Genomic DNA, 23,619 nt, shown 5'->3' with positions numbered 1-23,619 from the left:
TGAGAGCCGGATTCACGCGTTCTGGAGGGCGTGGGCGTCGAGGATCGTGTAGCTGTAGCCCTGCTCGGCGAGGAAGCGCTGCCGGTTCTGTGCGAACTCCTGATCGACGGTGTCGCGCGACACGAGGGTGTAGAAGCTCGCGGTGAGACCCGTGGACTTCGGGCGCAGCAGGCGGCCGAGACGCTGCGCCTCCTCCTGCCGTGAACCGAACGACCCCGACACCTGGATGGCGACGGTCGCTTCGGGCAGGTCGACCGAGAAGTTCGCGACCTTGGAGACGACGAGCACCTGCTCGGTGCCGTCGCGGAAGGCCTGGTAGAGCCGTTCGCGCTCGTCGACCGGCGTCGCCCCCGTCAACTGCGGGGCTCCCAGCGTCTCGGCGAGCTCCTCGATCTGATCGAGGTACTGTCCGATGACGAGGATCTGCTCGCCGCGGTGCCGTTCGACGAGCTGCCGGACGACGTCGAGCTTCGCCGGGGCGGTCGCGGCGAGGCGGTACCGCTCGTCGTCGGCCGATGCGGCATAGGTGAGTCGGTCGGCCTGGGGCAGGTCGACGCGTACCTCGAAGCACGCAGCAGGGGAGATGAAGCCCTGCGCCTCGATCTCCTTCCACGGGGCGTCGAACCGCTTCGGGCCGATGAGCGAGAAGACGTCGCCCTCGCGACCGTCCTCGCGGATGAGCGTCGCCGTCAGGCCGAGGCGACGCCGCGCCTGCAGCTCGGCGGTGAGCTTGAAGACTGGGGCCGGGAGCAGGTGCACCTCGTCGTACACCACGAGGCCCCAGTCCATGGCGTCGAGCAGCGCGAGGTGCGCGTACTCACCCTTCCGCTTGGCCGTGAGGATCTGGTAGGTCGCGATCGTGACCGGTTTGACCTCCTTTACCTGCCCCGAGTACTCGCCGATCTCCTCGGCGGTGAGGGAGGTGCGCTTCAACAACTCGTCGCGCCACTGCCGCGCCGACACCGTGTTCGTGACGAGGATGAGGGTGTTGGTGGACGCCGTCGCCATCGCTCCGGCGCCGACCAGGGTCTTGCCCGCACCGCAGGGGAGCACCACGACGCCGGAACCGCCGGAGAAGAAGTTGTCGACCGCCTGCTGCTGATAGTCGCGGAGGTGCCAGCCGTCCTCGACCAGGTCGATCCGGTGCGGCGTGCCGGCCGTGTATCCGGCGAGGTCTTCGGCGGGCCAGCCCAGCTTCACGAGTTCCTGTTTGAGCGCGCCGCGTGCCCACGGCTCGACGAGGAAGGTGTCCGGCGTCGGATGCCCGATGAGCAGTGGCGCGATCTTCTTGGCGCCGGCCACCTCGGTCAGGATCGGGAGGTCCGTCGAGCGGAGGACGAGCTCACCCTCCTCGGAGCGCTCGATCACGAGCCGTCCGTAGCGGTTGACGGTCTCGCGCATGTCGATCGTCACGGACGCGGGGATGGAGAACTTCGAGTACCGCTCCAGCGTCTCGATCATCTGGTCGGCATCGTGCCCGGCGGCCCGCGCGTTCCAGAGTCCGAGACGGGTGATCCGGTAGGTGTGGATGTGCTCCGGCGCACGCTCGAGCTCGGCGAACACCGAGAGATCGTGGCGGGCGTCCTCGGCGAGCGGGTGGGCGACCTCGAGCAGCACGGTGCGGTCGCTTTGGACGATCAGTGGTCCATCAGACATAACGGTCGAGTCTACCGGCGGATCCGGTGCGCAGCCCCCTTGAGCGGGCGCTCAGCCGGCGATCCGGACCTCGGTGATCATCGCGAGCGGCAGGGTGCGTTCGACGTCGGCCGACCGGTCCAGACCGCGCAGACGACCACCGGCGAGACTCACCGGCTCGATCGTGAACGTGGATCGGCGCTCGCCGTGCTGCAGCTGCACGGTGACCGGCGTGTGGTCGCGGACGGCGATCTCCAGCTGCTTGGACAACCACGCGGAGCTGGTGTCCCCGCGGTCGTCGGCGCGGAGCCGCGACACCAGGTCCGGTTCCGTCGAGGCGGCCGGAGCGGAGACCGCGGCACGCATGACCGGCTGCCGGCGGATCCGGAGCGGGGCGCCGTCGTCGTCCTCCGCGACCACCGGGTAGCGCGCGTCGTGGAGGGCCCAGTAGACCGTCGCCGCCTCGATCCGGCTGGTGAGCCGGTGCTCGTCGCTCGGCCGGAGACCGAGCGCCACGAGGCTCTGGTCGACCGAGATCGCCGCGATCAGGCCGGCGTCATCGGAGCGGATGTAGCTGCTGCGTCCAGGATCGGCCGAGGCGTCGGCTGACGCGCGGATCGTCCCGACGCGGACGAGGCCGAATCGGGATGCGGCCTCGGACACGAGGTACCGCAGGGGTTGGGGGACGCCGGTCAGGGAGATCGACTCGAGGTACGCGAGCAGGTCCTCGGCCGTGTCCCCGTCGGCGAGGGCCCGGGTGACGCTCGCGGTCGTGATGCGGTACCTCGACGCCTGGGCGCGCCCCTCCGGTTCCGCGAGGGCCCGGAGTCGGACGTCGAGTTCCGCCGTCGGGGGACCGAGCGCGATGACCGTCAGGTCGTCCTGGAGGACGACCTGCGACACCTCGGCGGGGAGCATGGACGCGAGCGCCGAGGCCGCGTCGGCCGCGTGGTCGTCGACGAGCAGCCGTCCGAACCCGCTGGTCGCCCCGTCGACGGTGATCCCGAGCAGCTCGGCGACGGCGTCGACCGCTCGCGTCGGTGCCACGACGGCATCCTCCGCCAACGGGTACCACCAGCTGAGCTCCTCGACCAGATCGACGGAACCGCGTCGGTATGCCGTCAGGATGTGGTCGCGGACCGTGGCAGGGATCGCGTCGCGCCACGCCGTCGCGAGACGGAGCCAGCGTTCCGCCGTGGCCGACGCCAGCCAGGCCTCACCGACCTCGCTCAAGCGGATGGCGGAGCCGATCGCGTCCGTGAGCCCGGCAGCCGACGCCACGGACAGGGCGAGCTCGATCTGTTCGGGTGTGCTCGCCGCCGCCGCTGCGAGCCGTTTGAGGTCGGGCATGGACGGGGCCCCACGGCCGAGCAGACGGGCGGGCTCGCGGTCGAGTTCGTGGAGGCTCTCGCCGACGATGCCGACGGCGCCGGCCGCACGCTCGCTCGCGAGGGCGTCCGTGTCGGGTGATGGTCGGGTCACGGGGGATGTCGGCGGCTCGACCGGAAGCTGGAGTTCGGCACGGCCGGGCTTGCCGCTCGCCGTCCACTCCTCGAACACCGCGGCCACCGCGTTCACCGGCCTGATCGGACCGGCACCGTCGTCCAGCACCAGGATGTCCTGCTGCAGCCGCTCCAGGGCGGCATCCACCTCCGACTCGTCGCGTCCGAGCGTGGTCGCGAGCGACTGGCGCTCCGTCCCGTCCAGCGAGGCGGCGAGGACGGCGAGGGCGTCCCGGTCGAGCAGCGCCATCCGGCGGGCGACGCTCGCCTCGTCCAACAGTGCTTCGGCGAAGTCGAAGAAGTCCGCGATGCGGGCTGAGGAGGCCCTGCGGTCGGGCGTCAGCCTGCGGAGCGCGTCGTCCGGGAGCTCCCGGAGGCGGCGCGCGATCGCGAAGGCCTCGCCCATGGTCGTCAGCGCGGCGACTGACCGCGGGACTCGCGGGACCGTCGAACGGCACCCACGATGATGAGCGTGATCAGCATCAGGAAGGCGATCGGGAGTCCGACGAGCGGCAGGATCGTCACGACCGGCCAGGCGCCGACGGCGAAGTCGGCCTGCTCGAGGCCGGTGGCGGTGCCGACCATCACCGCGACGAACGCGGCGATCGACACGGCGACGATCGTCACGACCATGTAGGCCAGGATCCGTTCGGGCCGCGAGATGCTCGGCGTCTGCTCATCAGTCACGCTCCCAGGATAGAGGCACGCGGCTGCTGCACCGAATAGGCTGGGGGCCGAGGACCGATGGTCCTCTCGATCGCGCGTCCTGCGCGATCACCGCACGGCGCTGCATTTCTGCGCACGACACACAGCGAGGTTCCCATGCCCACCGGCAAGGTCAAGTTCTACGACGAGGAGAAGGGCTTCGGCTTCATCAGCTCCGATGACGGCCAGGAGGTCTTCCTGCACGCTTCCGCACTGCCCGCGGGCACGGCCGGCGTGAAGCCGGGGACGCGGCTCGAGTTCGGCATCGCCGACGGCAAGCGCGGCGCCCAGGCGCTGTCCGTGCGCGTCCTCGAGGCTCCGCCCAGCCTCGTCAAGCTGAAGCGCAAGCCGGCCGACGACATGGCGATCATCGTCGAGGACCTCGTGAAGCTCCTCGACGGCATCGGTGGCGACCTGCGCCGCGGCAAGTACCCGAACAGCAGCCACAGCAAGAAGATCGCTGCCGTGCTGCGCAAGGTCGCGGACGAGCTGGATGCCTGACGCGGGCCAGGAGACACCGGCCGAGGATCGCGACGTCACGGCCGACGCGGACGCCCGACCAACGTCGGACGAGCACCGCTCGGACGACGGCGCCGACGGCGAGCCGACCCCGGCACCCGTGCCGGACGAGACGCTGATCGCGGCCGTCGAGCTCGCGCGTGAAGCGCTGCAGGAGATCACGCCCGCGAGCACGGTGGGTGAGCCGGCCGGGCATGTCGTGGTCGACGATCACGTCGTCTCGTTGCTGTTCGCGAACACGATGGCCGGCTACCCGGGATGGTTCTGGACGGTGACGCTCTCGCGGACCGCCGACGACGCCGCGCCCAACGTGCTCGAGACGGAGCTGATGCCCGGTGACGGCGCGTTGCTGGCTCCGCAGTGGGTGCCGTGGTCGGAGCGCCTCGCGGACTACCGCGCCGCGCAGGAGGCCGCGGCCGCTGCCGCGGCTGACGACGCGCTCGACGACGCTGATGACACTGACGAGTTCGACGACGACGTCGCGCTGTCCGGGGATCCCCGCGACCGGGACCGCGACGGCATCGAGCTCGAGTACGACGAGGACGACGTCGATGCGGCGTCGGACGACTCCGACGACGACGACGATGAATCGGACGACGACGACTCCGATGAGGACGACGAGGACGATTCCGACGAGGAAGACGACTCCGACGAAGACGACGACCGGTTCGAGGACGAGTAGCACTCGCGCACCACGCGACAGACGAACGGGCGGCCGGACCTCGAGAGGATTCGACCGCCCGTTCGGCGTTCAGCGGGGGAGGCGGATCAGAGCGCCCCGACGACGTGTTCGATGCTCGCGATGAGCTGACGGACGTCTGCGGGGTCGATCGCCGTGAAGGTCGCGACGCGCAGCTGGTTGCGACCGAGCTTGCGGTAGGGCTCGGTGTCGACGATGCCGTTCGCCCGCAGGGTCTTCGCGACCAGCGCCGCGTCGATGGCGTCGTCGAAGTCGATCGTGACGACGACCTGCGAGCGGTGGTCGGGGTCCGTCACGAACGGCGTCGTGTAGGAGGTGCGCTCGGCCCACTCGTACAGGGCGCCTGAGGATTCGGCCGTCCGTGCCGACGCCCAGGCGAGGCCGCCGTTGCCGTTGATCCACGAGATCTGTTCCTCGAGGAGCACGAGCGTCGACAAGGCAGGCGTGTTGAGCGTCTGCTCGAGCCGGGAGTTGTCGACCGCGTTCTTCAGGCTCAGGAACTCCGGGATGTAACGCCCGCTGGCGGCGATCCGTTCGATGCGCTCGATCGCTGCGGGGGAGCAGAGGGCGAACCACAGGCCGCCGTCGGATGCGAAGTTCTTCTGCGGTGCGAAGTAGTAGACGTCCGCCTGGCTCGCGTCGAAGTCCACACCACCGGCGGCACTCGTCGCGTCGATCACCGTGAGTGCACCGGCGTCGCCGGATACGCGTCGCACCGGGGCCATGACACCGGTCGAGGTCTCGTTGTGCGGCCAGGCGTACACGTCGACGCCCTCGACCACCTCGGGATCGATGCGGGATCCACCCGGCACCTCGCGGACGTCCGGGGCGGTGAGCCACGGGGCGCCGGCCGCCTTGGCGAACTTGCCGCCGAACTCACCGAAGACGAGGTTCTGGCTGCGCTGCTCGATGAGGCCGAAGGCGGCGGCATCCCAGAACGCGGTCGAGCCGCCGTTGCCGACGATGATCTCGTAGCCCTCGGGAGCGCGGAACAGCTCGGCCAGGCCGGCGCGGACACGGCCGACGAGCTGCTTGACGGGAGCCTGTCGGTGGGAGGTGCCGAGCAGGGACAGGCCGGCCTCGGAGAGCGCTGCGATCTGCTCGGGTCGGATCTTGGAGGGGCCGCAGCCGAATCGACCATCGGCGGGCAGAAGGGACGTGGGAATCGTGATCTCCGGCATACGGCGATTCTAGAGGCGGGGGCCTCATGGCGTCGTGCCACGCAGCCGGATGCGTCCACCCGGGGCGGAGTGGCTTGGCGCGGGAACGTCGCCGCCGCGCACTAGGCTTACCGGGAACGTGCAATCGGGCAGGGAGGGCGTCGATGACCGATTTGATTGACACCACAGAGATGTATCTCCGCACCATTCTGGAGCTCGAGGAGGAGAACATCATCCCGCTTCGTGCGCGGATCTCCGAGCGCCTCGGGCACTCCGGACCGACGGTCTCGCAGACGGTCGGGCGGATGGAGCGCGACGGACTCGTCGTCGTGTCGGGGGACCGGCACCTCGAGCTCACCGAACCGGGTCGTCGCAAGGCTGTCCACGTCATGCGGAAGCACCGCCTGGCGGAGCGCCTCCTGAGCGACGTCATCGGCCTGGAGTGGGAGTTCGTCCACGAGGAAGCCTGTCGCTGGGAACACGTCATGAGTGAGCAGGTCGAGCGCAAGCTCCTCGACATGCTCAACCACCCCACCGAGTCGCCGTACGGCACCCCGATCCCGGGACTCGACGAGTTCGGCGACAGCCCCGCCGTCGCCTTCTCGCAGGGCGTCATCAACATCGTGGGTCTCGTCGAAGGACGCACCGAGCCGGTCACGGCGACGGTCCGACGTCTCGGCGAACCGGCGCAGGTCGACCCCGAGCTGCTCCTGCAGCTCAAGCAGGCCGGCGTCATGCCGGGTCGCGCGGGAACCTTCGCGGCAGCGGGCGGCTACGTGCTCGTCACCATCGACGGTGTCGAGGGCGGCCTCGAGCTGCCCAACGAGCTCGCGACGCACATCTTCGTGGAGACCCCTGCCGCGTGAGCATGAGACGCGTATGAGGATTCCCTCATGTGCCCGTTTTCCCGTGATCGAAACGTGACTTTCTGAGGGGTAACCCGTAGGCTGTCACTCGTCCTGAAGGCCATGATCTGGCTCAAGGAAGACGACCGAGGCACCCCCTAGCCCGTCCCTCGGCCACACGAACCGACATCAATCGTCGGATGGGGCTGCGCCATGCCGATCGCACGACCGCGATCGTCGTCGCTCATGCGGGGTGCCGGAGGAATCCACTTGACTGCAGCTGGCGAGAGCGGCCCCGACCAGGCCGAGACGACCCCGAACGTCCCCCTCACCCGGAAGCAGCTCCGACTCCAGGAGCAGGCCGCGAAGCAGGCGGAGGCGACCACCCCGTCCCAGACGGAAGCAGACGACGCGCTCGTCACCGAGGTCGCTCCGGACGCACCCGTCGACCACCCCGAGATCGTCCTCGACGATGCCGTGGTCGAGGAGGTCGACGCCGCCGTCACGACCGGTGAGGTCCGTGTCGACCAGCGGCCGCTGACGAAGCCCGCCGCACCGGAGCCGACGGCCCCGCAGTCCTTCACCGTGACGTCCGCCACCGACGCCTCGCTCGCGACCGTCGCTCCGCTCCGCACCGGTGCGGATCGCGTCGCCCGCAACAAGCCCCCGGTCAAACCGTCCGCGTCGACGGTCGCCGTGCGCAAGCCGAAGCCGTCCGGAGCCCGACCCGGCTCCGTCCGCGGCGTCGCCACCATGGCCTTCCTCGTGCCGGCACTGGTCGCCACCGTCGCCCTCCCTGCCTATGCGGCGAGTAGCAGTGCGCAGACCGAGTACGGGACGTCCGCCTCGGAGCAGCTGAAGGCCTCCGGTGCCCAGAGCGTCGTCGCTTCCGACAAGGTGGCCGACGCACCGATCTCCCGCGACCTCTACAGCGCGACGACGCCGGACGAGCTCGCCGAGCGCCAGCGGCAGCTCGACGCCGCTGCAGCTGCCAGCAACGCCACCTACTCGATCACCGTGGGCGCACGTCAGGCCGGCGACGACTACCCCTGGTTCGACCAGGCGACCGACGACGAGGGCGGCGGGCTCTCGCCGCTGCGGTACTACTACCGCGAATGCGTGGACTTCGTCGCCTGGCGACTCAACCGCGACGCGGGTACGCCGAGTGGGAACTGGGCCTTCACCTGGGGCAACGGCCTGCCGCCGAGCAGCGCCTACGGCTGGGCCGACTCGTGGCAGTACAACAAGGGGACCAACGCCATCGCCGGCTCCGTCGCCTGGTTCAACTACAACCACGTCGCCTATGTGCAGTCGGTCAACGCCGACGGGACGGTCACCCTGGAGGAGTACAACTGGGGATCCGCACGGCACAGCTACAACACGCGCACCATCGCGGCCAGCGCCGTGGCGCTCTACCTCTACCCGCCGGGCGTCGGCTGATCCGACCCGCTCGACCTGGATCGCGTCCCTCCGTCGGAGGGACGCGATTCGTCGTCGTACGCGGTGACCGTTCGCGACCGAGCGGTGTCCGTCGTCCGAAGCCGAGGTGGCGCGGAGGGGAATTCTCCTGCAACGTGCGGAAATCCGGTCGGTGTGGGTTAATCTGGTGCTCTGCAACTCGGAGAGGTTCAGGAGCTGATGCACGCTATACGTCGCCACGTGGTCGCGAATGGTCGCGGCCTCTACGTGCTGCGGCATTCCAGCCAAGCGTGCCGTGGCTCCGCCGTGGGTCAAGAGGGTGCTGTCGTCATGACAGTGCCCTTTTTTGTTCCCCGGAAACGACTCGATCCGCCGCGTCAGGGACGCAGCAGGTGATGATCGTCGACCGGTCGCGGCAGCCGTCGTGGCCCTTCGGAAGGGAACGTGCATGCGCACACTGGTGTTGAACGCGGGCTATGAGCCGCTCGCGATCGTCTCGTTCAAGCGGGCCCTCGTGCTCGTGATGCATCACAAGGCGACCGTCGTCGAGATCGACTCCTCGCATCCCGTGGTGGCGACGAGTGGATCGTTCGATCGGCCGTCGGTCATCCTGCTCACCAGATACGTCCGGATCCCGAACGCCCGCCGGGTGCCCGTGACCCGCCGCGGCGTGCTGCGCCGCGACGGCCACCGCTGCGCCTACTGCGGGAAGGCGGCGACGACGATCGACCACGTGCAGCCGCGCTCGCGCGGGGGTGTGGACAGTTGGGAGAACCTCGTGGCCTGCTGCCTGCGCTGCAACAACGTGAAGGGCGATCGCACGCCGGTGGAGATGAACTGGAGCCTCCGGGTCTCGCCGCGGACGCCGCACGGCTCGCAGTGGATGGTGCGGGGCGTCGAGCGCTCGGAGCCCGACTGGGAGCAGTACCTGGCGCCTGCCGCCTGAGCGACCGGCTACACTCGACGGGTCAGCCTCTGTAGCTCAATGGAAGAGCAGTTCCGTCCTAAGGAAAGGGTTGGGGGTTCGAGTCCCTCCAGGGGCACTGTCCGAGGTGCGGCCGTCCAGGCGAGCACGGCTTCGCATGTCGGGTAGGGCTGCGAGCACGCCGTAGGCTCGAAGCATGACGCACGACCTCCACCGCCAACTCGAACGCGACGCCATCACTCTTCGTCAGCTGCGGTCGGCCGTGGTCGTCGCGGATGCTCGGACGCTCGGCGCCGCGGCGAACCTTCTCGGGGTCGCACAGCCGAGCCTCGCGCAGCAGCTGCGGCGGCTCGAGGCAGCGCTCGGGGTCGAGCTGTTCAGCGTCCTGGGGGAGGAGTACCGCCCGACGCGCGAGGGGCAGCGCTTCCTGCTCAAGGTCCGCACCTTCATCGACGTGGTCGCCGACATGGACCCAGCGTCACCGGCGCGGCACATCCGGGTCGGCCGTCCGCCGACGACGTGGGACGCGGTCGTCTCCGAGGCCGGTCGCCGCATCGACGTCCCGGCGATCGCGGTCACGATCGAGCCGGTCGAGCAGCTGCACCTCGTCACCACCGGTCGTCTCGACGCCACCATCGTGCGCCTGCCGATCGAGCTGCCGGACGAGCTCGCCGCCGAGGAGATCGCCGCACTCCCGCTCGGGGTCGTCATGCGAGCGGCGCACCCGCTGTCGGCGAAGGACGTCATCGAGTGGTCCGATCTCGCCGACCAGGAGCTGCTTCGTCCCGAGCCCGGAAAGGACCCGGCGTACTCGGCCTGGCTGGCCGGCGCGCTCGCGGCGCGCGGCTGGTACCCGCGCTCCCTGACGATCGACGCGGGGAACGACACGCTGTTCCTCGACGCCCTGCGCTTCGGTGAGCGACTCGTCGCCCTCCGTCCGGTGGCCGCGATGCGGGAGGGCGACGGCCTGTGCTGGCGGCCGTTCGCCGACGCGCCTGAGCTCCGCGAGCGGTTCGCCCTGGTCACACGACGCGAGTGAGTCCGCTCGGGGCCGGTCGGCGATGACACCCTCCACGCGCCCTTTTGCGACGCGACCGGGATCTTCTCCCGATCAAGTCGGTCGACTTGTTCCGGATTTCTGCCGCGTTCGACACCGTGTTCTCAGCTCGGAGTGGGTACGCTTATCCCTGAATCGGGGGATGACAGAAGCAGGATACGCACATGCCCGAACGACGACCACAGCAGCAACGAGGTCATGAACGACGCCAGACCGTCGTCGAAGGTGCCGCGCGCATGTTCGACCGGGTCGGCTACGGACAGGCGAGCCTGTCGGACATCGCCCGTGAGGCGGGGACGACGCAGGGCTCGCTGTACTTCTACTTCCCCTCGAAAGAGGAACTGGCGATCGCCGTCATCAACGAGCAGAGCACGCGCTCGATCGCTGCGCTGACCGCGCCGACCACCGCGCCCTCGCCCTTCGGCGGGCTGGTCCAGGCCTCCCGCGCCATCACCGAGCAGCTGCTCACCGATCCCATCACCCGCGCCGGCCTGCGGCTGTCCCTCGAGCAGGGCGTCATCCAGGCTCCGACGACCGCGTTCCACGAGCAGTGGATCGCGAGCGTCGAGGAGCGGGTGCGGGCCTCGATCGAGCTCGGTGAGTTGCAGTCTCCGCTCGAGCCGGCGGAACTGGCGAGGTCCTTCGTCGCGTTCTTCACGGGGACCCAGCTCGTCTCGAACCTGCTGGCCGGTCGGACCGACCTCCTCAACGCGGTCGACACCATGTGGCGGATCCTCATCGCGGCGGTCATCGTCGCGGACCGGCAGGCCGAGGTGCTCGCCGTCCTCGACGCCGCCTTCGATACGCAGGACGCCTGAGCGGTCGGGTGCACGTTAGGGGGTAGCCCTGACGCACGCGCCGTGAGGTCACCCTAAACTGAATCGGGTGATTAACTCACTTTGCTGATCGTCGTGCGACGACGGATGGATCACGGTGTGCGGGGGCATTCCGCGTTCCATCGGCGAAGAGTTGGTTCACGTGCCGGGCTGGGCGATGTCGTGGGGGGATCGCCCAGCCGACGGCGTGTGGACGCCTCAGCGGCTGACGCTTGGCGGCGCGTACCGGTGCTCTGGACGCCCCGTGGTCCCGTACCGCAGCTGCGTCGTCAGGAGACCTCGGGCGGCCAGCGCGGAGAGATACCGTTGCGCCGTCGCGCGTGAGACGCCGACCAGCTCGGCCACCTCGGCGGCCGAGCGCTCGCCGTCCGCCTCCGACACCGCTTCGAGGACGGCCGTCTCCGTGGCGGACCTCGACCGGGTCGTCGCCCCGGCGTCACCGGAGTGCAGGATGCGCAGAGCGCGCTCGATCGTCTCCTGGTCGGCGTTCACCGCCTCGCCGAGGACGTTCCGGAACCGGGCGTATGCGGCGAGTCGGTCCTGGAGGACCTGCGGCGCGAACGGTTTCACCAGGTAGCCGAGGGCTCCCGCACGAAGCGCTCTGCGCACGGACGCTCCGTCCGATGCTGCGGAGACGACGATGGTGTCGATCGGGAGGTCCACCAGGAGCTCGAGCCCGTTCCGATCGGGAAGGTAGCCGTCGAGGAGCACGAGGTCGGGCGGCTCGGTGGCGATGCTCCGCGCGGCCTCGGCGGCCGACCCGACAGGACTGAGCGCGCGGAAGCCGTCGACCTCGTCGACGATCCGGCAGTGCAGGCGGGCGACGTGGAAGTCGTCGTCGACGACCAGCACGGTGAGATCGGCCGTCATCGTCCCTCTCCCGCCAGGGACGGCGCCGGATCGACCGTCCCGGGGAGCCGTGCGCAGAAGACCGCTCCATGTTCGCCGCGGACGCCGGGGGACGCCAACCAGACGTCGCCTCCTCGACGACGCGCGATGTCGCGCGAGAGCGGCAGACCGAACCCGTGGCCGTGGACGTCGTCCGGGTCACCAAGGCCGATGGTCGGGGCGGCGGTTGGCGCGTCGTCCTGGCCGGTCGCCGCGACGCCGTCACCTGAGTCCATCACGGAGCAGTGCAGCTCGGTGCCGTGGTCGAGGACCTCGACCTCCACCCAGGCCGGTCGGACCCGGCCCGCGACGGCCGCGTTCACCGCATTGTCGAGCAGGTTGCCGAGGACGGTGGTCACGTCCTCAGGATCGCACAGGGAGCCGGTGACGAGGGTCTCGGAGCCGATGGTGACGAGTACCCCGCGTTCCGCGGCTTCGACCCCCTTCGCACCGAGGAAGGCCTGGAGGTAGGGCTCGGTGAGGCGGTCAGCGTGCTGGACCGGGTACTTCAGCGGTCCGTGGTCGAGCACGTTGGCGAGATACTCGCGTGCCTCGGCGTCCTGCCCGGTCTCGAGGAGGCCGGAGATCGCGTGCAACCGGTTCGCGAACTCGTGCCGCTGCGCGCGGAGGGCGGTCGTCATCGTCGCGACCGCGTCGAGCCGCCGGGTGAGCGCCTCGACGTCGGTGCGGTCGCGGACGACGACCACTCGCCCGAGGTCGACGCCGTCCCGGGACACGGGCCGGACGTCGACGAAGAGGACGCGGGACCCGACGACGAGCTGGGCCGAGGTCGGCCTCGCGGCGTCGTCCGCGACGAGGTCCACCAGTCGCTCGGGCAGGTCGAGGTCGTCGAACCGACGCCCGATGACCGACCCGATGTCGAGGAGCCTGGCCGCCTGCTCGGTGCACACCGTCACGTCGCCGTCCGGCGAGACACCGAGGACGCCTTCGCCGACCCCGCCGAGGACCGCAGCCTGGTTCTGCACGAGCGCGGCGAGTTCCTCCGGTCCGAGGCCCAGGGTCAGCCGCCGCAGCCGCCGCCGGATGAGCATCGAAGCGATCAGACCGATCGTCAGCGCGAGCAGCGCTGCGCCCGCGACCAGCATGGTCTCGCCCACGACGTCGGCGAACACGCGCTGCGGGGCGAACCCGACGCTGATCTCGCCGACGACCTCGCCGGCGCCGGACGAGACCACGGCCCCACCGGTGTCGGAGGACTCGGCGGCGAAGACGGGCACCTTGGCGCGGGCGGACGGGCCGAGGGTGCCGGTCTCCCACGAGACCGACTCCGTCCCGGCCAGGGCCGCCTCCGCACTGGTGCTCACCCGGAGCCCGAGCTGGTCGGGGTCGGGGTGCGCCAGACGGATCCCGCGCTCGTCGGTGATGACGACGAAGAGCGCCCCGGTCCGTATGCCGACCTCCGTGCCGAGCTCCTGCAGGGGACCGGTCCCGAGGTCGGCCGCCGTCGGCGTCCCCGGGGTACGTGCCTCGAGCGTCACGGCGGTCCGGACGTCGGGATCGCTCGCGACGCTCTGGGCGATCGCGAGCGCGGTGGACTGGGCTTCGTGCACGAGGCGCTCGCTGCTCATCCAGGCGAACACGCCCGTGCACACGGCGACGACCGCGATGACGACGACCAGCTGCAGCACCAGCACCTGCGCCGCGAAGCTGGAGCGCCCGCCCCGTCGCCGACCTGGCAGCTCCGCTTCCTCGCCGATCATGGCTCCGATCGTACGTCGCCGGGGCGATGGGCGGCGTCGACCGCGTTATGAGCAGAATGCGCAGAAGGCGGTGTAACCCGCAGATCCGAGCCGAACGCCCACAAGCGAGACAGCTCCGTGCCACTCCCGTACGGTTCCGGGAACGCCCGCCGCGCTCGGTCCATCGCCCGTGTCGCCGCGTGGCGTCCCGTCGTGCACACCGCGGTGCACGCAGACGAAGGAGTCGACATGCTGGTCATTCTCGGATTCGCGATGATCCTCACCTTCATGGTGCTGATCATGACGAAGCGCCTCACCCCGATGGTGGCGCTCATCATCGTCCCAACGGTCTTCGGGCTGTTCGCCGGCGCCGGACTCGGGCTCGGCGACATGGTCATCGAGGCGATCGGCAGCCTCGCTCCGACCGCCGCCCTGTTGATGTTCGCGATCATGTACTTCGGGATCATGATCGACGTCGGGCTCTTCGACCCGCTCGTCCGGTTCATCGTCCGTGCGCTGGGCAACGACCCGGCGAAGATCGTCGTCGGTACGGCGCTCCTGGCGGGCGCGGTGTCACTCGACGGCGACGGGTCGACGACCTTCATCGTGACGACCGCCGCGATGCTGCCGATCTACCTCAGGCTCGGCATGAACCCGGTCGTCCTCACCTGCGTCGCCGGGCTCGCGAACGGCACGCTCAACATCGTCCCGTGGGGCGGGCCGACCGTCCGCGCCGCCTCGGCCCTGGGCGTCTCACCGACCGAGATCTTCGTCCCGATGCTGCCGTCGCTCGCCGCCGGCCTCGTCCTCGTGTTCGCCTTCGCCTGGTTCCTCGGGCTGGGGGAGCGCAAGCGCCTCGCGGGCGTCGACCTCCTCGGCGAGGGTGCCTCCGGCGTCGCCGCACCGGCTTCGGGTTCCGGGCCCGCCGACCACCCGCTCACCGGCGGCATGTCGACGACCTTCTCGACCAGTGCCCGTGGGCGCCTCGCGACCCTCGTCCGCCCCGACGACACGGCCATGGCGGACACGATGCTCGACCCGGAGCGCGACACCCTGCGCCCGCGACTCATCTGGGTCAACCTCGTGCTCACGGTCGCGGTCATGACGATGCTCGTGCTCGACCTCGTGCCGTTGCCGTACGTGTTCATGGTCGGCACCGCCATCGCCCTCCTGGTGAACTTCCCGAGGCTCGCGCAGCAGTCCAAGGAGATCGTCGCCCACGCCCCGAGCATCGTCGGCGTGGTCTCGATGGTGCTCGCGGCCGGTGTGCTGATCGGTGTCCTCAACGGGACCGGCATGGTCACCGCGATGGCCGACTGGATCGTCGACATCATCCCGACGGAGCTCGGTCCGTTCCTCGCGGTCATCACCGGGGTGCTCAGTATCCCGATGACGTTCTTCATGAGCAACGACGCGTTCTACTTCGGCATCCTGCCGGTGCTGGCCGAGAGCGCCTCGACCTTCGGCATCGAACCGGTCGAGATGGCGCGTGCGTCGATCACCGGTCAGCCGGTCCACCTGCAGAGCCCGCTCGTTCCGGCCATCCTCCTGCTCGTCTCGCTCGCCAGCGTGAACCTCGGCGACCACCACAAGAAGGTGCTGTGGCGCGCCGCGATCGTCTCGCTCGTGATGCTCGTCGTCGGCGTGCTCGTCGGCACCATCCCGTTCGGCTGACGCCGGCGGGCGCCGAGGCTCAACGCGTGGTCGTCCAGTCGAGGTTGACGACGTCGCCGATGTAGATGTCGAGTCCGAGGCCGGGGATCGACGGGTTCATGCGGAGCAGCTGCTGCTGTGGTAGGTCGAAGCGCTGCGCGATGTCGAAGAACACGTCGCCGGCGACCACCGTGTAGGTGAGCGGGTTGCCCTCGGCATCCGTGGCGACCGGGCCGAGCGCGCCGTCCCGCGGCCCGAGGTCGAACGCGGGGCCCTCCGGAAGGGGTTCCGCCGGTTCCGCCGGCGCGTTCGGCACGATCGGTGCCGGCTCAGGAGGCAGGGCGTCGCGCGCGGTCGAGGTGGGCACCGGGGCGACCGAGGGCGACGGGTCCGGCTGCTGGGTGACGACCACCGTCACCGGAGGCGGGGCCGGCTGCGAGACGCAGCCGCTCAGGGCGAACAGACCGGCCACGCCGATCGCGAGGGTCCGGGCGTACGCCAGTGCACGTCGACGCCCGGTCGATTCCTTCGGCCCCACAGCGCATCCCCCCAGGATGGACCAGGCCCGCAGCGCGGTCGGCTGGGCTCGGTCGAACCCTCAGCCTACGGCGAGGCGCGGCGAGTCCGAGCAGGGCTAGCCCCGAAATCGCGAGCGCCGGAGGCCCTCCAGTAGGCTGCTGGAACGCGCATCGAAGGAGAGCCATGACGGAGCAGGACATCGACCGGACCGGAACGGGAACCCCCGCGGCAGGACCGTCCACCGGTTTGCGATGGGGCATCCTCGGCCCCGCCGGTGTCGCGAAGAGCTTCACCGCCGACCTCCGACGGCACGGCTTCGACGTCCGAGCCGTCGCCTCGCGATCCGCCGAGACCGCAGCCGCGTTCGCCGCCGAGTTCGACATCCCGAACGTCCACGTGGGGTACGAGGCGCTCGCCGCCGACCCCGAGGTCGACGTGATCTACATCGCGACCCCGCACCCGTTCCACGCCGAGCAGGCGGTGCTGGCGCTCGACGCCGGGAAGCACGTCCTCATCGAGAAGCCCTTCACCCTCAACGCCGCCGAGGCGCAGGCCGTCGTGGCGCTCGCCGCGGAGCGTGGCCTGGTCGTCCTCGAGGCGATGTGGACCCGGTTCCTCCCGCACATGGTCCGGCTCCGCGAGTTGCTCGCCGACGGTGTCATCGGACAGCCGCGCAGCCTCGTCGCCGATCACACCCAGCTGCTCTCGGACGACCCGGAGCACCGCATGAACAACCTCGAGCTGGGCGGCGGGGCGCTGCTCGACCTCGGCGTGTACCCGGTCTCCTTCGCGTCGTCCGTCTTCGGGACCCCGACGACGATCCAGGCCACGGCCGCGCTCCGCGACACGGGGGCGGACATGCAGGTCGCGACCCTCTTCGGCTACGCGGACGGCCAGGTGGCGAACACCCTGTCGGCGAGCAACACCGTCGGCCCGAACCGCGCGGCCATCGTGGGGACCGACGGCTGGATCGAGTTCGACCGTGTCTGGTACACGGCGACGACGTTCCGGGTGTTCGGCACCGACGGCGAGGTCGTCGAGACCTACCGTTCCGAGGTGGACGGCCGCGGGATGCACTTCCAGGCGTGGGAACTCGAACGGCTCGCCTCCGAGGGCCGCCTCTCCGGTGACATCATGCCGCTCGCCGAGACGGTCGCGATCATGGAGACCCTCGACGAGGTCAGGCGCCAGATCGGCGTCCGGTACCCGGGCGAATGACCCGAGGCGCCTGAACACGCGGGTCGAGACCGATCCGTCGTGCCCGAGCGCCCTCGTGCAACTCGATGGCGTCGCTGTAATGCCCGATCAGGGCGCTGCTGACGCTCTTCCAGCTGCGCGGCAGGACGCCGGCCCGAGCTGCGGCACCGAACGCCGACCGCTTCACCTCGTCGCCCACGAGGTCCTGGACGAACCCGCGCAGCTGTTCGAGCCTGCCGGGTTCGTAGAGCCACCCGGTGCGGCTGGAGTCGACGAGGTCCACCGGTCCGCCCCGACCGGTCGCGACCACGGGTACCCCGGAGGCCATCGCCTCCTGGATGGTCTGGCAGAAGGTCTCCGACTCGCCGGGGTGGACGAACACGTCCAGCCCGGCCATCGCGACCGCCAGCTCCTCTCCGCCCAGGAATCCGGTGAAGACCGCGTTCGGAAGTCGCTGTTCGAGCGAGGCACGCAGCGGCCCCTCGCCGACGATGACGAGCTTCATGCCCGGGAGTCCGCCGAGCACCGCGAGGTCCTCGACCTGCTTCTCGGCTGCGAGTCGACCGACGTAGCCCACGATGCGCTCGCCGCCGGGAGCGATGGACCGACGCCAGGCCTCGCTGCGCCGTTCCGGGGAGAACCGGACGGCGTCGACGCCCCGCACCCACAGGCGGACCCGCGGGATGGCGTGCGCCTCCAGTTGCGCGATCGACTGCCGTGACGGCGCGAGCGTGAGCGTCGACCGGCCGTGGAGGCGCTCGACGTGTTGCCACAGCAGCGCTTCGGCGACCGGGAACCCGTACCGTCCGGCGTAGGCCGGGATGTCGGTCTGGTACACGGCGACGGTCGGGACGCCCAGGCGCTCGGCGGCCTGGACACCGCGCCAGCCGAGGACGAACGGCGAGGCCAGGTGCACCACGTCGGGGCGGAAGCCGCGGAGGAGCTCCGTGATCCGGCCGACCCCGCCGGCGGCGACCCGCACGTTCCGGTAACGGGGGAGCGGGATCGACGGGACGCCGTCCACTCGGAAGCCCTCGTGGAGCCGCGGCGTCGAGGCTCCGGCGCCGGGGGCGATGACGAGCACCTCGTCCCCTCGGTCCGCGAAGTGCTCCATGATGCGGAGCAGGGAGTGGGTGACGCCGTTCATCTGCGGCAGGAACGACTCGGTCACGATTGCGATCCTCACACCCATGATGCTCCGCGTCGTACGGGTCTCAGCGGTGCCCGGCGGGCGACGTGTCGGTGACCATCGGGTGACATCGCGGTGCCGCACGATGAGGCGCAGCCTGCTTTACTTATCGCATGAGTGCTGGTGGATTCGGAAGCGGCGGCGGGATCGCGTCGGAGCGGATCGAATCCTTCTCGTACACCCCGGCGCGGCGGCTGCGGCCGAACGCGAAGGTCCTGCCGGAACACGCCCGTGGTCATAACCGGGCGCTCGTGCTCCAGACCCTCTTCGCCAGCGGGGCCATGAGTCGCGCCGACATCGCCCGAGCCACCGGCCTGACCCGGGTGAGCATCTCCGACCTCGTCGCCTCGCTCATCGCGGACAACCTCATCGTCGAGGTCGGGCTCCGCGAGACCTCTCGCCCGGGCAAGCCCGCCACGCTCATCGACATCAACCGCGACGAGTTCCAGATCGTCGGCCTCGACCTCTCCGACACCGAGGTGTTCCGAGGCGCGGTGCTGACGCTCGACGGCGAGGTCGTGACGATGCTCGAGGTGCCGCTCGACGGCGCCACGGGGGCGGACGCGATCGCGAAGGCCGTCGCGCTCGCCGCAGACCTCGTCGAGGAGGCGACGGTCGAGGTGCTGGGCATCGGGGTCGGTTCGCCCGGCGTCGTCGACATGACCGGCACGGTCCGCAGCGCGCCGAACCTCGGCTGGACCGACGTCGACCTCCAGGGGGCGATCGAACAGGTCGCCCAGGTGCCGGTCCTCGTCGCGAACGACGCCAATGCCGCCGTCCTCGCGGAGTACAGCTTCGGCGGGGCGGACGGCGACCTCATGCTCGTGAGCGTCGGGAACGGCGTCGGGGCGGGGCTGCTCGTGGGCGGTCACCCGCTCTTCGGGAGCCGGTTCGCAGCCGGTGAGATCGGCCACGTGGTCGTCGGCACCGACGGTGGACCACTGTGCGCCTGCGGGAAGCGCGGGTGCCTCGAGGCCTGGCTCGCCGTGCCGCACCTGCGTGAGCTCCTCGCGGGGGCTGAGGCGAGCGATCTTCCCACCGCTGAGGTCGAGCGGCGTCGCGAGGAGATCCTCCGCGCCGCGGGGGAGCGCCTCGGTGTCTCGCTCGCCGCGATCGTCGGTGCGCTGAATCTCTCGGAGATCGTGGTGAGCGGCCCGGAGGAGTTGCTCGCCGGCGTGCTCCTCGACGCGGCGATCGAGACCGTGCGGGCGCGCACGATGACCGAGTTCCACGGCGGCGTCCAGATCCGGATGAGCGAGCAGGGCGCCGACATCGTCCTGCGGGGCACCGCGGTGATGGTGCTCTCCGGCCTCCTCGGCGTCTCCTGACCCTCGGACGACGCGCGCGTCGCACATTTCCTCGGCGGACTCGGCGAAAAACCGCACCGCTTCCCGGTGTTTCCACTACCGGGCACGTATGGTGCAAGTGTGTGGCGGCTAGAGAAGAGACGGGATGACGGCGACGTGACGTCCGGAGTCGAACGGGAAGCAGCGGAGGCGCAACTCCGCGAGGGTCCCGTTGCGGCATCGGCAGGCGTGGTCGACACGGCGCTGCACGCCTGGCGTCAGCAGCTCAGCACGGTCGGCGGCCCCTCGCCGCTGCTCCATTTCGTGGACGCCCCGACGACCCGGGTGGAGCTCAGCTCGACGCATCCCGGTGGTCTGCCGCAGTTCATCTCGGGCAAGTCGACGCTGCTGTCGAACCTCATCCGCGACGAGATCGCGCTCCGCGGTGCGAAGCGCGCCGCCGACCGCATCACGACGAAGGGCATCGAGCTCTCCACCGTCCGCGGCATCGACGCCGTCCACCTCGCCGTCGGCCTCGCCCAGTGGACGCATCAGGGGGAGGACTTCAGCGCGCCGGTCCTGCTCCGGCCGCTGGCCATCCGCCGGTACGGTCGCGACTACGAGGTCAAGCTGCGCGGCGCCACGACCGCGAACCCGGAACTCGTCCGCGCCCTCCGCGAGCAGTTCGGCATCGTCCTCGATCCCGACGAGTTCGTCGCGCTGAGTGAATCGGGTGGCGTGTTCAAGCCGCAGCCCGTCATCGACCGCCTCCGCTCGCTCGCCGCCGGGCTCGAATGGTTCACCGTGCAGCCGCGTCTGCTCGTCTCCTCGTTCGCCGCCGTCGGTCACTCCCTGCTCGACGACGCCGCCAAGCTCGACCACCCGATCCTCGACGCCGTCGCCGGCGACGAGGGTGCGGTCGGCCTCGTCCGCAGCAGCTTCACGCCCGTCGACGCGCCGGGCCAGGACGACCGCCCGCCGTCGACCGACACCCTCCTGCTCGACGCGGACGTCGAGCAGGAGAACGTCATCGCGCAGATCGGCGCCGGCAACTCGCTCGTCGTCACGACGCTGCCGGGCACGGGCGGCACGCAGACCATCGTGAACGCGATCGGCGTGCTCGCGTCGCAGCACAAGCGCGTCCTCGTCGTCAGCCCTCGCCGCTCCACGCTCGAGGGCATCCGCCACCGCCTGACCAAGGTCGGTCTGCCGGGTCTGTGCGCGTCGCCGTCGACCCTCCGTCGCGACCTCATCCAGGCGATCACGCGCAACGAGCGGGCGATCCCGCCGCAGGTCGGCGAGGTCGACGACGCGCTCGTCCGGCTGCGTCGGGTCCTCATCGATTACCGCACCTCGCTGCAGGCGAAGGACCCCGATCTGCGGGTCTCGGTCATCGAAGCGCTCGAAGCGCTCTCGAAGCTCTCCAAGCTGCCGCACCCTCCGGGGACCCTCGTCCGACTCGACCGCCAGACGCTCGTCGGGCTCGCAGCGGGCCGCTCCCGCGCGGCGGAGGCGCTCGAAGGCGCGGCCGCCCTCGGTGAATTCCGCTACGGACCGGGCGACTCGCCCTGGTACGGCGCGTCGTTCGACACGACCGCGGAAGCCCAGGAGACCCACGACCTCGCCAAGCGCCTGCACCGCAAGGATCTGCCGCAGTTGCTGGAGCGTGCGTACGGCCTCATCGGGCAGACGCAGATGCGGCCGTTCGAGTCCATCGACGAGCTGGGCATCTACCTGCGACTCCTCGCGGACATCCGTGAGACGCTCGACCGCTTCCAGCCGGACGTCTTCGACCGGTCGCTCGCCGACCTCATCGTCGCCACGAGCCCGCGGAAGGACTCCGCCGCGATGTCGTCGGCGAGCCGCCGGCGACTCAAGGCCCTGGCCAAGGAGTACCTGCGGCCCGGCGCACACGTGCCCGACATGAACGCCGCGCTCCGCCGGATCCAGCAGCAGCGCACCCTGTGGCAGCGCTACGTGACGACCGGTGCGCCGCCCGAGGTGCCGCTCGGCATCGCGGACGTCGAGCAGGCGTACCAGACGGTCGCCGCGAAGCTCGAGCTGGTCGACCAGCCGCTCGGCATCGCCGACACCCCGGACCGCCTCGGCCGCCTCGCGATCCCGAGTCTCGTCCGCACGATCTCCGAGCTCGCCGCCGAGTCGGAGGTCCTCCACAACCTCCAGGAGCGCACTGCGATCCTCGCCGGCCTCCGCGAGCAGGGTCTCGGCGAGCTCATCGTCGACCTGTCCCAGCGGCACGTGCCGCGGACGCGCCTCGCCGACGAGCTCGAACTGGCCTGGTGGCAGTCGATGCTCGAACTGGTGCTCACCGAGGACCGCGGTCTGCTCGGCGCGAACACGAGCGTCGTCGAGCGCCTCGAGTCCGACTTCCGACTGGTGGACGAGGCGCACGCCTCCGCGTCCGGGCAGCTCCTCGCCTCGCTGCTGGCCGACACCTGGAAGATCGGTCTCGTCGACCACGCCACCGAAGGTATGGCGCTCCGCTCGCTCCTCAAGCGCGATCGACCGCTCCGAGCGGCGGAGCTCGAGCAGGCGGCACCCACCCTGTCCCGCGTCCTCGCTCCGGTCTGGCTCGTCTCGCCGTACGAGGTGCCCCGCATCCCCGAGAGCGCGTCCTTCGACGCCGTCTTCCTCGTCGACGCGGGGGCGACGCTCCTCGCGGAGAACGTGGACGCCATCCGTCGTGCGCGTCAGGTCGTCGCCTTCGGTGACCCCGTCACGCAGAGTCCTTCGCCCTTCGAGATCCGTCTGACGGATCAGGAGGCGACGCCCGAGCAGCACGCCGACATCGCCGAGCTGCACCGTGAGTCCGCGCTCGAACAGCTGAGCTCCGTCCTGCCGACGCTCATGCTCACGCGCTCCTATCGCGCGGGAGGCGAGGACCTCGCCGAACTCGTCAACGAGCGGTTCTACGGTGGTCAGATCGATTCCCTGCCCTGGGCGGGTTCATTCCTGGGCCACGGCAGCCTGAGCCTCGACTACGTGCCCGGCGGGCTCGGCATGCCCGACCCGGTCACCGGAGCGGTGGAGAGTGTCGACGTCGAGGTCGAACGGGTCGTGGAACTCGTCCTCGAGCACGCCTCGAACCGCCCGAAGGAATCCCTGATGGTCGTGACCGCGAGCGACAAGCACGCGGTCCGGGTCCAGCAGGCGGTCCTCGCAGCGTTCTCCCGTCGTGCCGACCTCTCCGACTTCCTCCTGCGCGAGCGGGCGGAACCGTTCACCGTTCTGACGCTCGAGCAGTCCGTGGCCGAGAGCCGCGACCGCGTCATCTTCTCGATCGGGTACGGTCTGACGCCGCACGGACGGGTCCTGTCCGATTTCGGCGCACTGGGTCAGCCCGGCGGCGACCGGTTGCTCGCGGTCGGTATGACGCGTGCGCGGCGGTCCATGGTGATCGTCTCCTGCGTCCGCCCCGAGGACCTCGACCAGAACCGGATCCAGCACGGCATCCTCGCGCTCGCACGCATCCTCACGGACACGTCACGCCGCGCCTCCGAGGATCAGGCGACGCACGAGGCCGAGCCGATGCTCGTCGACCTCGCGACGCGCCTCGAGACACTCGGGATGCGGGTCGACATGGGCTACCGCGGCAAGCTCGCTTTGGTCGCCTCGTGGGGTGGCCGAGCCGTGGTCGTCGAGTGCGACGAGGAACTGGGTGACGCGAGCCTCCGAGAGTCGCTGCGGCTCCGCCCCGACGTCCTGCGCCGTCTCGGCTGGCACTACGTCCGCGTGCACAGCTTCGACCTCTTCGCCGACGCCGAGGCGGTGGCGCAACGCGTGGCCGGTGTGCTCGGGCTCAACACGACCGAGCACCTCGACACCGCGCCGATCGCCGTGCAGGTCCCACGCCACTGATGGTC

19 protein-coding genes and 1 tRNA gene are annotated in these 23,619 nt (G+C 70.3%); 12 read left to right on the top strand and 8 right to left on the bottom strand.

Annotated elements, in window-relative coordinates:
* Window positions 1–12 precede the first annotated feature (12 nt).
* Genes HOW07_RS04655 through HOW07_RS04645 form a run of 3 tightly spaced genes read right to left on the bottom strand, consistent with a single transcriptional unit; the run spans window position 13 to window position 3,824 of the window.
* Window positions 13–1,656, bottom strand: a complete 1,644-nt coding sequence (locus HOW07_RS04655) for a DNA repair helicase XPB (protein WP_121289777.1) — start codon at window positions 1,654–1,656, stop codon at window positions 13–15.
* 51 nt (window positions 1,657–1,707) lie between these two features.
* Complete coding sequence (locus HOW07_RS04650; protein ID WP_175116212.1) at window positions 1,708–3,543, bottom strand: helicase-associated domain-containing protein; 1,836 nt, start codon at window positions 3,541–3,543, stop codon at window positions 1,708–1,710.
* Between the two features lie 5 nt (window positions 3,544–3,548).
* Entirely contained in the window at window positions 3,549–3,824 is a 276-nt protein-coding gene (locus HOW07_RS04645) for a multidrug ABC transporter ATPase (protein WP_175116211.1), read from the bottom strand.
* 135 nt (window positions 3,825–3,959) lie between these two features.
* Here HOW07_RS04645 and HOW07_RS04640 point away from each other — a divergent pair, with 135 nt between their 5' ends.
* Together HOW07_RS04640 and HOW07_RS04635 are read left to right on the top strand one after the other, a co-directional pair.
* Window positions 3,960–4,343 carry a cold-shock protein gene (locus HOW07_RS04640; protein WP_064296559.1) on the top strand — a complete coding sequence of 128 codons (384 nt, stop codon included), beginning with the start codon at window positions 3,960–3,962 and terminating at the stop codon, window positions 4,341–4,343.
* Window positions 4,336–5,043, top strand: a complete 708-nt coding sequence (locus HOW07_RS04635) for a DUF3027 domain-containing protein (RefSeq protein WP_175116210.1) — start codon at window positions 4,336–4,338, stop codon at window positions 5,041–5,043. Before HOW07_RS04640 ends, HOW07_RS04635 begins: the two co-directional genes overlap by 8 nt.
* Before the next feature lie 86 nt (window positions 5,044–5,129).
* Here HOW07_RS04635 and serC read toward each other — a convergent pair whose 3' ends face one another.
* Window positions 5,130–6,242, bottom strand: a complete 1,113-nt coding sequence (gene serC, locus HOW07_RS04630) for a phosphoserine transaminase (RefSeq protein WP_071261172.1) — start codon at window positions 6,240–6,242, stop codon at window positions 5,130–5,132.
* A 143-nt stretch (window positions 6,243–6,385) separates the two neighbouring features.
* On the opposite strand from serC, the gene HOW07_RS04625 reads away from it, so the two are divergent.
* From HOW07_RS04625 to HOW07_RS04600, 6 genes are all read left to right on the top strand, one after another.
* A complete protein-coding gene (locus tag HOW07_RS04625; RefSeq protein ID WP_079001918.1) occupies window positions 6,386–7,087 on the top strand; it encodes a metal-dependent transcriptional regulator in 702 nt (233 codons plus the stop codon).
* Window positions 7,088–7,336: 249 nt separating this feature from the next.
* On the top strand, window positions 7,337–8,506 hold the full coding sequence (locus tag HOW07_RS04620) for a CHAP domain-containing protein (protein WP_158596534.1): 1,170 nt from the start codon (window positions 7,337–7,339) through the stop codon (window positions 8,504–8,506).
* Window positions 8,507–8,933: 427 nt separating this feature from the next.
* Window positions 8,934–9,431: an HNH endonuclease gene (locus HOW07_RS04615; RefSeq protein ID WP_175116209.1), complete on the top strand. Its 498-nt coding sequence runs from the start codon at window positions 8,934–8,936 to the stop codon at window positions 9,429–9,431.
* A 25-nt stretch (window positions 9,432–9,456) separates the two neighbouring features.
* Window positions 9,457–9,528: transfer RNA gene (locus HOW07_RS04610), tRNA-Arg, on the top strand.
* 78 nt (window positions 9,529–9,606) lie between these two features.
* Complete coding sequence (locus tag HOW07_RS04605; RefSeq protein ID WP_064296553.1) at window positions 9,607–10,449, top strand: LysR family transcriptional regulator; 843 nt, start codon at window positions 9,607–9,609, stop codon at window positions 10,447–10,449.
* A gap of 182 nt (window positions 10,450–10,631) precedes the next feature.
* Complete coding sequence (locus HOW07_RS04600; protein ID WP_121289785.1) at window positions 10,632–11,285, top strand: ScbR family autoregulator-binding transcription factor; 654 nt, start codon at window positions 10,632–10,634, stop codon at window positions 11,283–11,285.
* A 216-nt stretch (window positions 11,286–11,501) separates the two neighbouring features.
* Here HOW07_RS04600 and HOW07_RS04595 read toward each other — a convergent pair whose 3' ends face one another.
* Both HOW07_RS04595 and HOW07_RS04590 read right to left on the bottom strand, forming a co-directional pair.
* Window positions 11,502–12,173: a response regulator gene (locus HOW07_RS04595; protein ID WP_121289787.1), complete on the bottom strand. Its 672-nt coding sequence runs from the start codon at window positions 12,171–12,173 to the stop codon at window positions 11,502–11,504.
* On the bottom strand, window positions 12,170–13,912 hold the full coding sequence (locus HOW07_RS04590) for an ATP-binding protein (protein ID WP_175116208.1): 1,743 nt from the start codon (window positions 13,910–13,912) through the stop codon (window positions 12,170–12,172). The genes HOW07_RS04595 and HOW07_RS04590 overlap by 4 nt, the downstream gene beginning before the upstream one ends.
* 228 nt (window positions 13,913–14,140) lie before the next feature.
* Here HOW07_RS04590 and HOW07_RS04585 point away from each other — a divergent pair, with 228 nt between their 5' ends.
* Window positions 14,141–15,565 carry a CitMHS family transporter gene (locus HOW07_RS04585; RefSeq protein ID WP_121290346.1) on the top strand — a complete coding sequence of 475 codons (1,425 nt, stop codon included), beginning with the start codon at window positions 14,141–14,143 and terminating at the stop codon, window positions 15,563–15,565.
* Between the two features lie 19 nt (window positions 15,566–15,584).
* Here the strand turns inward: HOW07_RS04585 and HOW07_RS19765 are convergent, their stop codons facing one another.
* Window positions 15,585–16,082, bottom strand: a complete 498-nt coding sequence (locus HOW07_RS19765) for a LysM domain-containing protein (protein ID WP_175116207.1) — start codon at window positions 16,080–16,082, stop codon at window positions 15,585–15,587.
* A 164-nt stretch (window positions 16,083–16,246) separates the two neighbouring features.
* Between HOW07_RS19765 and HOW07_RS04575 the strand changes: the two genes are divergently transcribed.
* Window positions 16,247–17,281 (top strand): Gfo/Idh/MocA family protein, encoded by a 1,035-nt coding sequence (locus HOW07_RS04575; RefSeq protein ID WP_085510392.1) that lies wholly within the window; start codon window positions 16,247–16,249, stop codon window positions 17,279–17,281.
* Here the strand turns inward: HOW07_RS04575 and HOW07_RS04570 are convergent.
* Window positions 17,244–18,446 carry a glycosyltransferase family 4 protein gene (locus tag HOW07_RS04570; RefSeq protein WP_371743576.1) on the bottom strand — a complete coding sequence of 401 codons (1,203 nt, stop codon included), beginning with the start codon at window positions 18,444–18,446 and terminating at the stop codon, window positions 17,244–17,246. The two genes, HOW07_RS04575 and HOW07_RS04570, sit on opposite strands and share 38 nt — an antisense overlap.
* Before the next feature lie 116 nt (window positions 18,447–18,562).
* Between HOW07_RS04570 and HOW07_RS04565 the strand changes: the two genes are divergently transcribed.
* Together HOW07_RS04565 and HOW07_RS04560 are read left to right on the top strand one after the other, a co-directional pair.
* Window positions 18,563–19,777, top strand: coding sequence for an ROK family transcriptional regulator (locus HOW07_RS04565; RefSeq protein WP_121289793.1), 1,215 nt, complete (start codon window positions 18,563–18,565; stop codon window positions 19,775–19,777).
* A gap of 135 nt (window positions 19,778–19,912) precedes the next feature.
* The gene (locus tag HOW07_RS04560) at window positions 19,913–23,614 is read left to right on the top strand and encodes an AAA family ATPase (protein ID WP_254628160.1); all 3,702 of its coding nucleotides are present in this window, start codon (window positions 19,913–19,915) and stop codon (window positions 23,612–23,614) included.
* Window positions 23,615–23,619: the final 5 nt, after the last annotated feature.

The organism is Plantibacter sp. MCCC 1A11337 (genome assembly GCF_013349365.1).
In the GTDB taxonomy this organism is placed as follows: Bacteria; Actinomycetota; Actinomycetes; order Actinomycetales; family Microbacteriaceae; genus Plantibacter; species Plantibacter flavus_A.
Note: the sequence above shows the minus strand (reverse complement) of the source record. Positions and strands in the feature narration are given on the sequence as shown.

Coding starts and splice junctions, on each gene's coding strand:
- HOW07_RS04615 (WP_175116209.1), top strand. CDS start 8,934: ATGCGCACACTGGTGTTGAACGCGGGCTATGAGCCGCTCGCGATCGTC.
- HOW07_RS04635 (WP_175116210.1), top strand. CDS start 4,336: ATGCCTGACGCGGGCCAGGAGACACCGGCCGAGGATCGCGACGTCACG.
- HOW07_RS04595 (WP_121289787.1), bottom strand. CDS start 12,173: ATGACGGCCGATCTCACCGTGCTGGTCGTCGACGACGACTTCCACGTC.
- HOW07_RS04655 (WP_121289777.1), bottom strand. CDS start 1,656: ATGTCTGATGGACCACTGATCGTCCAAAGCGACCGCACCGTGCTGCTC.
- HOW07_RS04585 (WP_121290346.1), top strand. CDS start 14,141: ATGCTGGTCATTCTCGGATTCGCGATGATCCTCACCTTCATGGTGCTG.
- HOW07_RS04600 (WP_121289785.1), top strand. CDS start 10,632: ATGCCCGAACGACGACCACAGCAGCAACGAGGTCATGAACGACGCCAG.
- serC (WP_071261172.1), bottom strand. CDS start 6,242: ATGCCGGAGATCACGATTCCCACGTCCCTTCTGCCCGCCGATGGTCGA.
- HOW07_RS04650 (WP_175116212.1), bottom strand. CDS start 3,543: ATGGGCGAGGCCTTCGCGATCGCGCGCCGCCTCCGGGAGCTCCCGGAC.
- HOW07_RS04640 (WP_064296559.1), top strand. CDS start 3,960: ATGCCCACCGGCAAGGTCAAGTTCTACGACGAGGAGAAGGGCTTCGGC.
- HOW07_RS04625 (WP_079001918.1), top strand. CDS start 6,386: ATGACCGATTTGATTGACACCACAGAGATGTATCTCCGCACCATTCTG.
- HOW07_RS04575 (WP_085510392.1), top strand. CDS start 16,247: ATGACGGAGCAGGACATCGACCGGACCGGAACGGGAACCCCCGCGGCA.
- HOW07_RS04605 (WP_064296553.1), top strand. CDS start 9,607: ATGACGCACGACCTCCACCGCCAACTCGAACGCGACGCCATCACTCTT.
- HOW07_RS04590 (WP_175116208.1), bottom strand. CDS start 13,912: ATGATCGGCGAGGAAGCGGAGCTGCCAGGTCGGCGACGGGGCGGGCGC.
- HOW07_RS04565 (WP_121289793.1), top strand. CDS start 18,563: ATGAGTGCTGGTGGATTCGGAAGCGGCGGCGGGATCGCGTCGGAGCGG.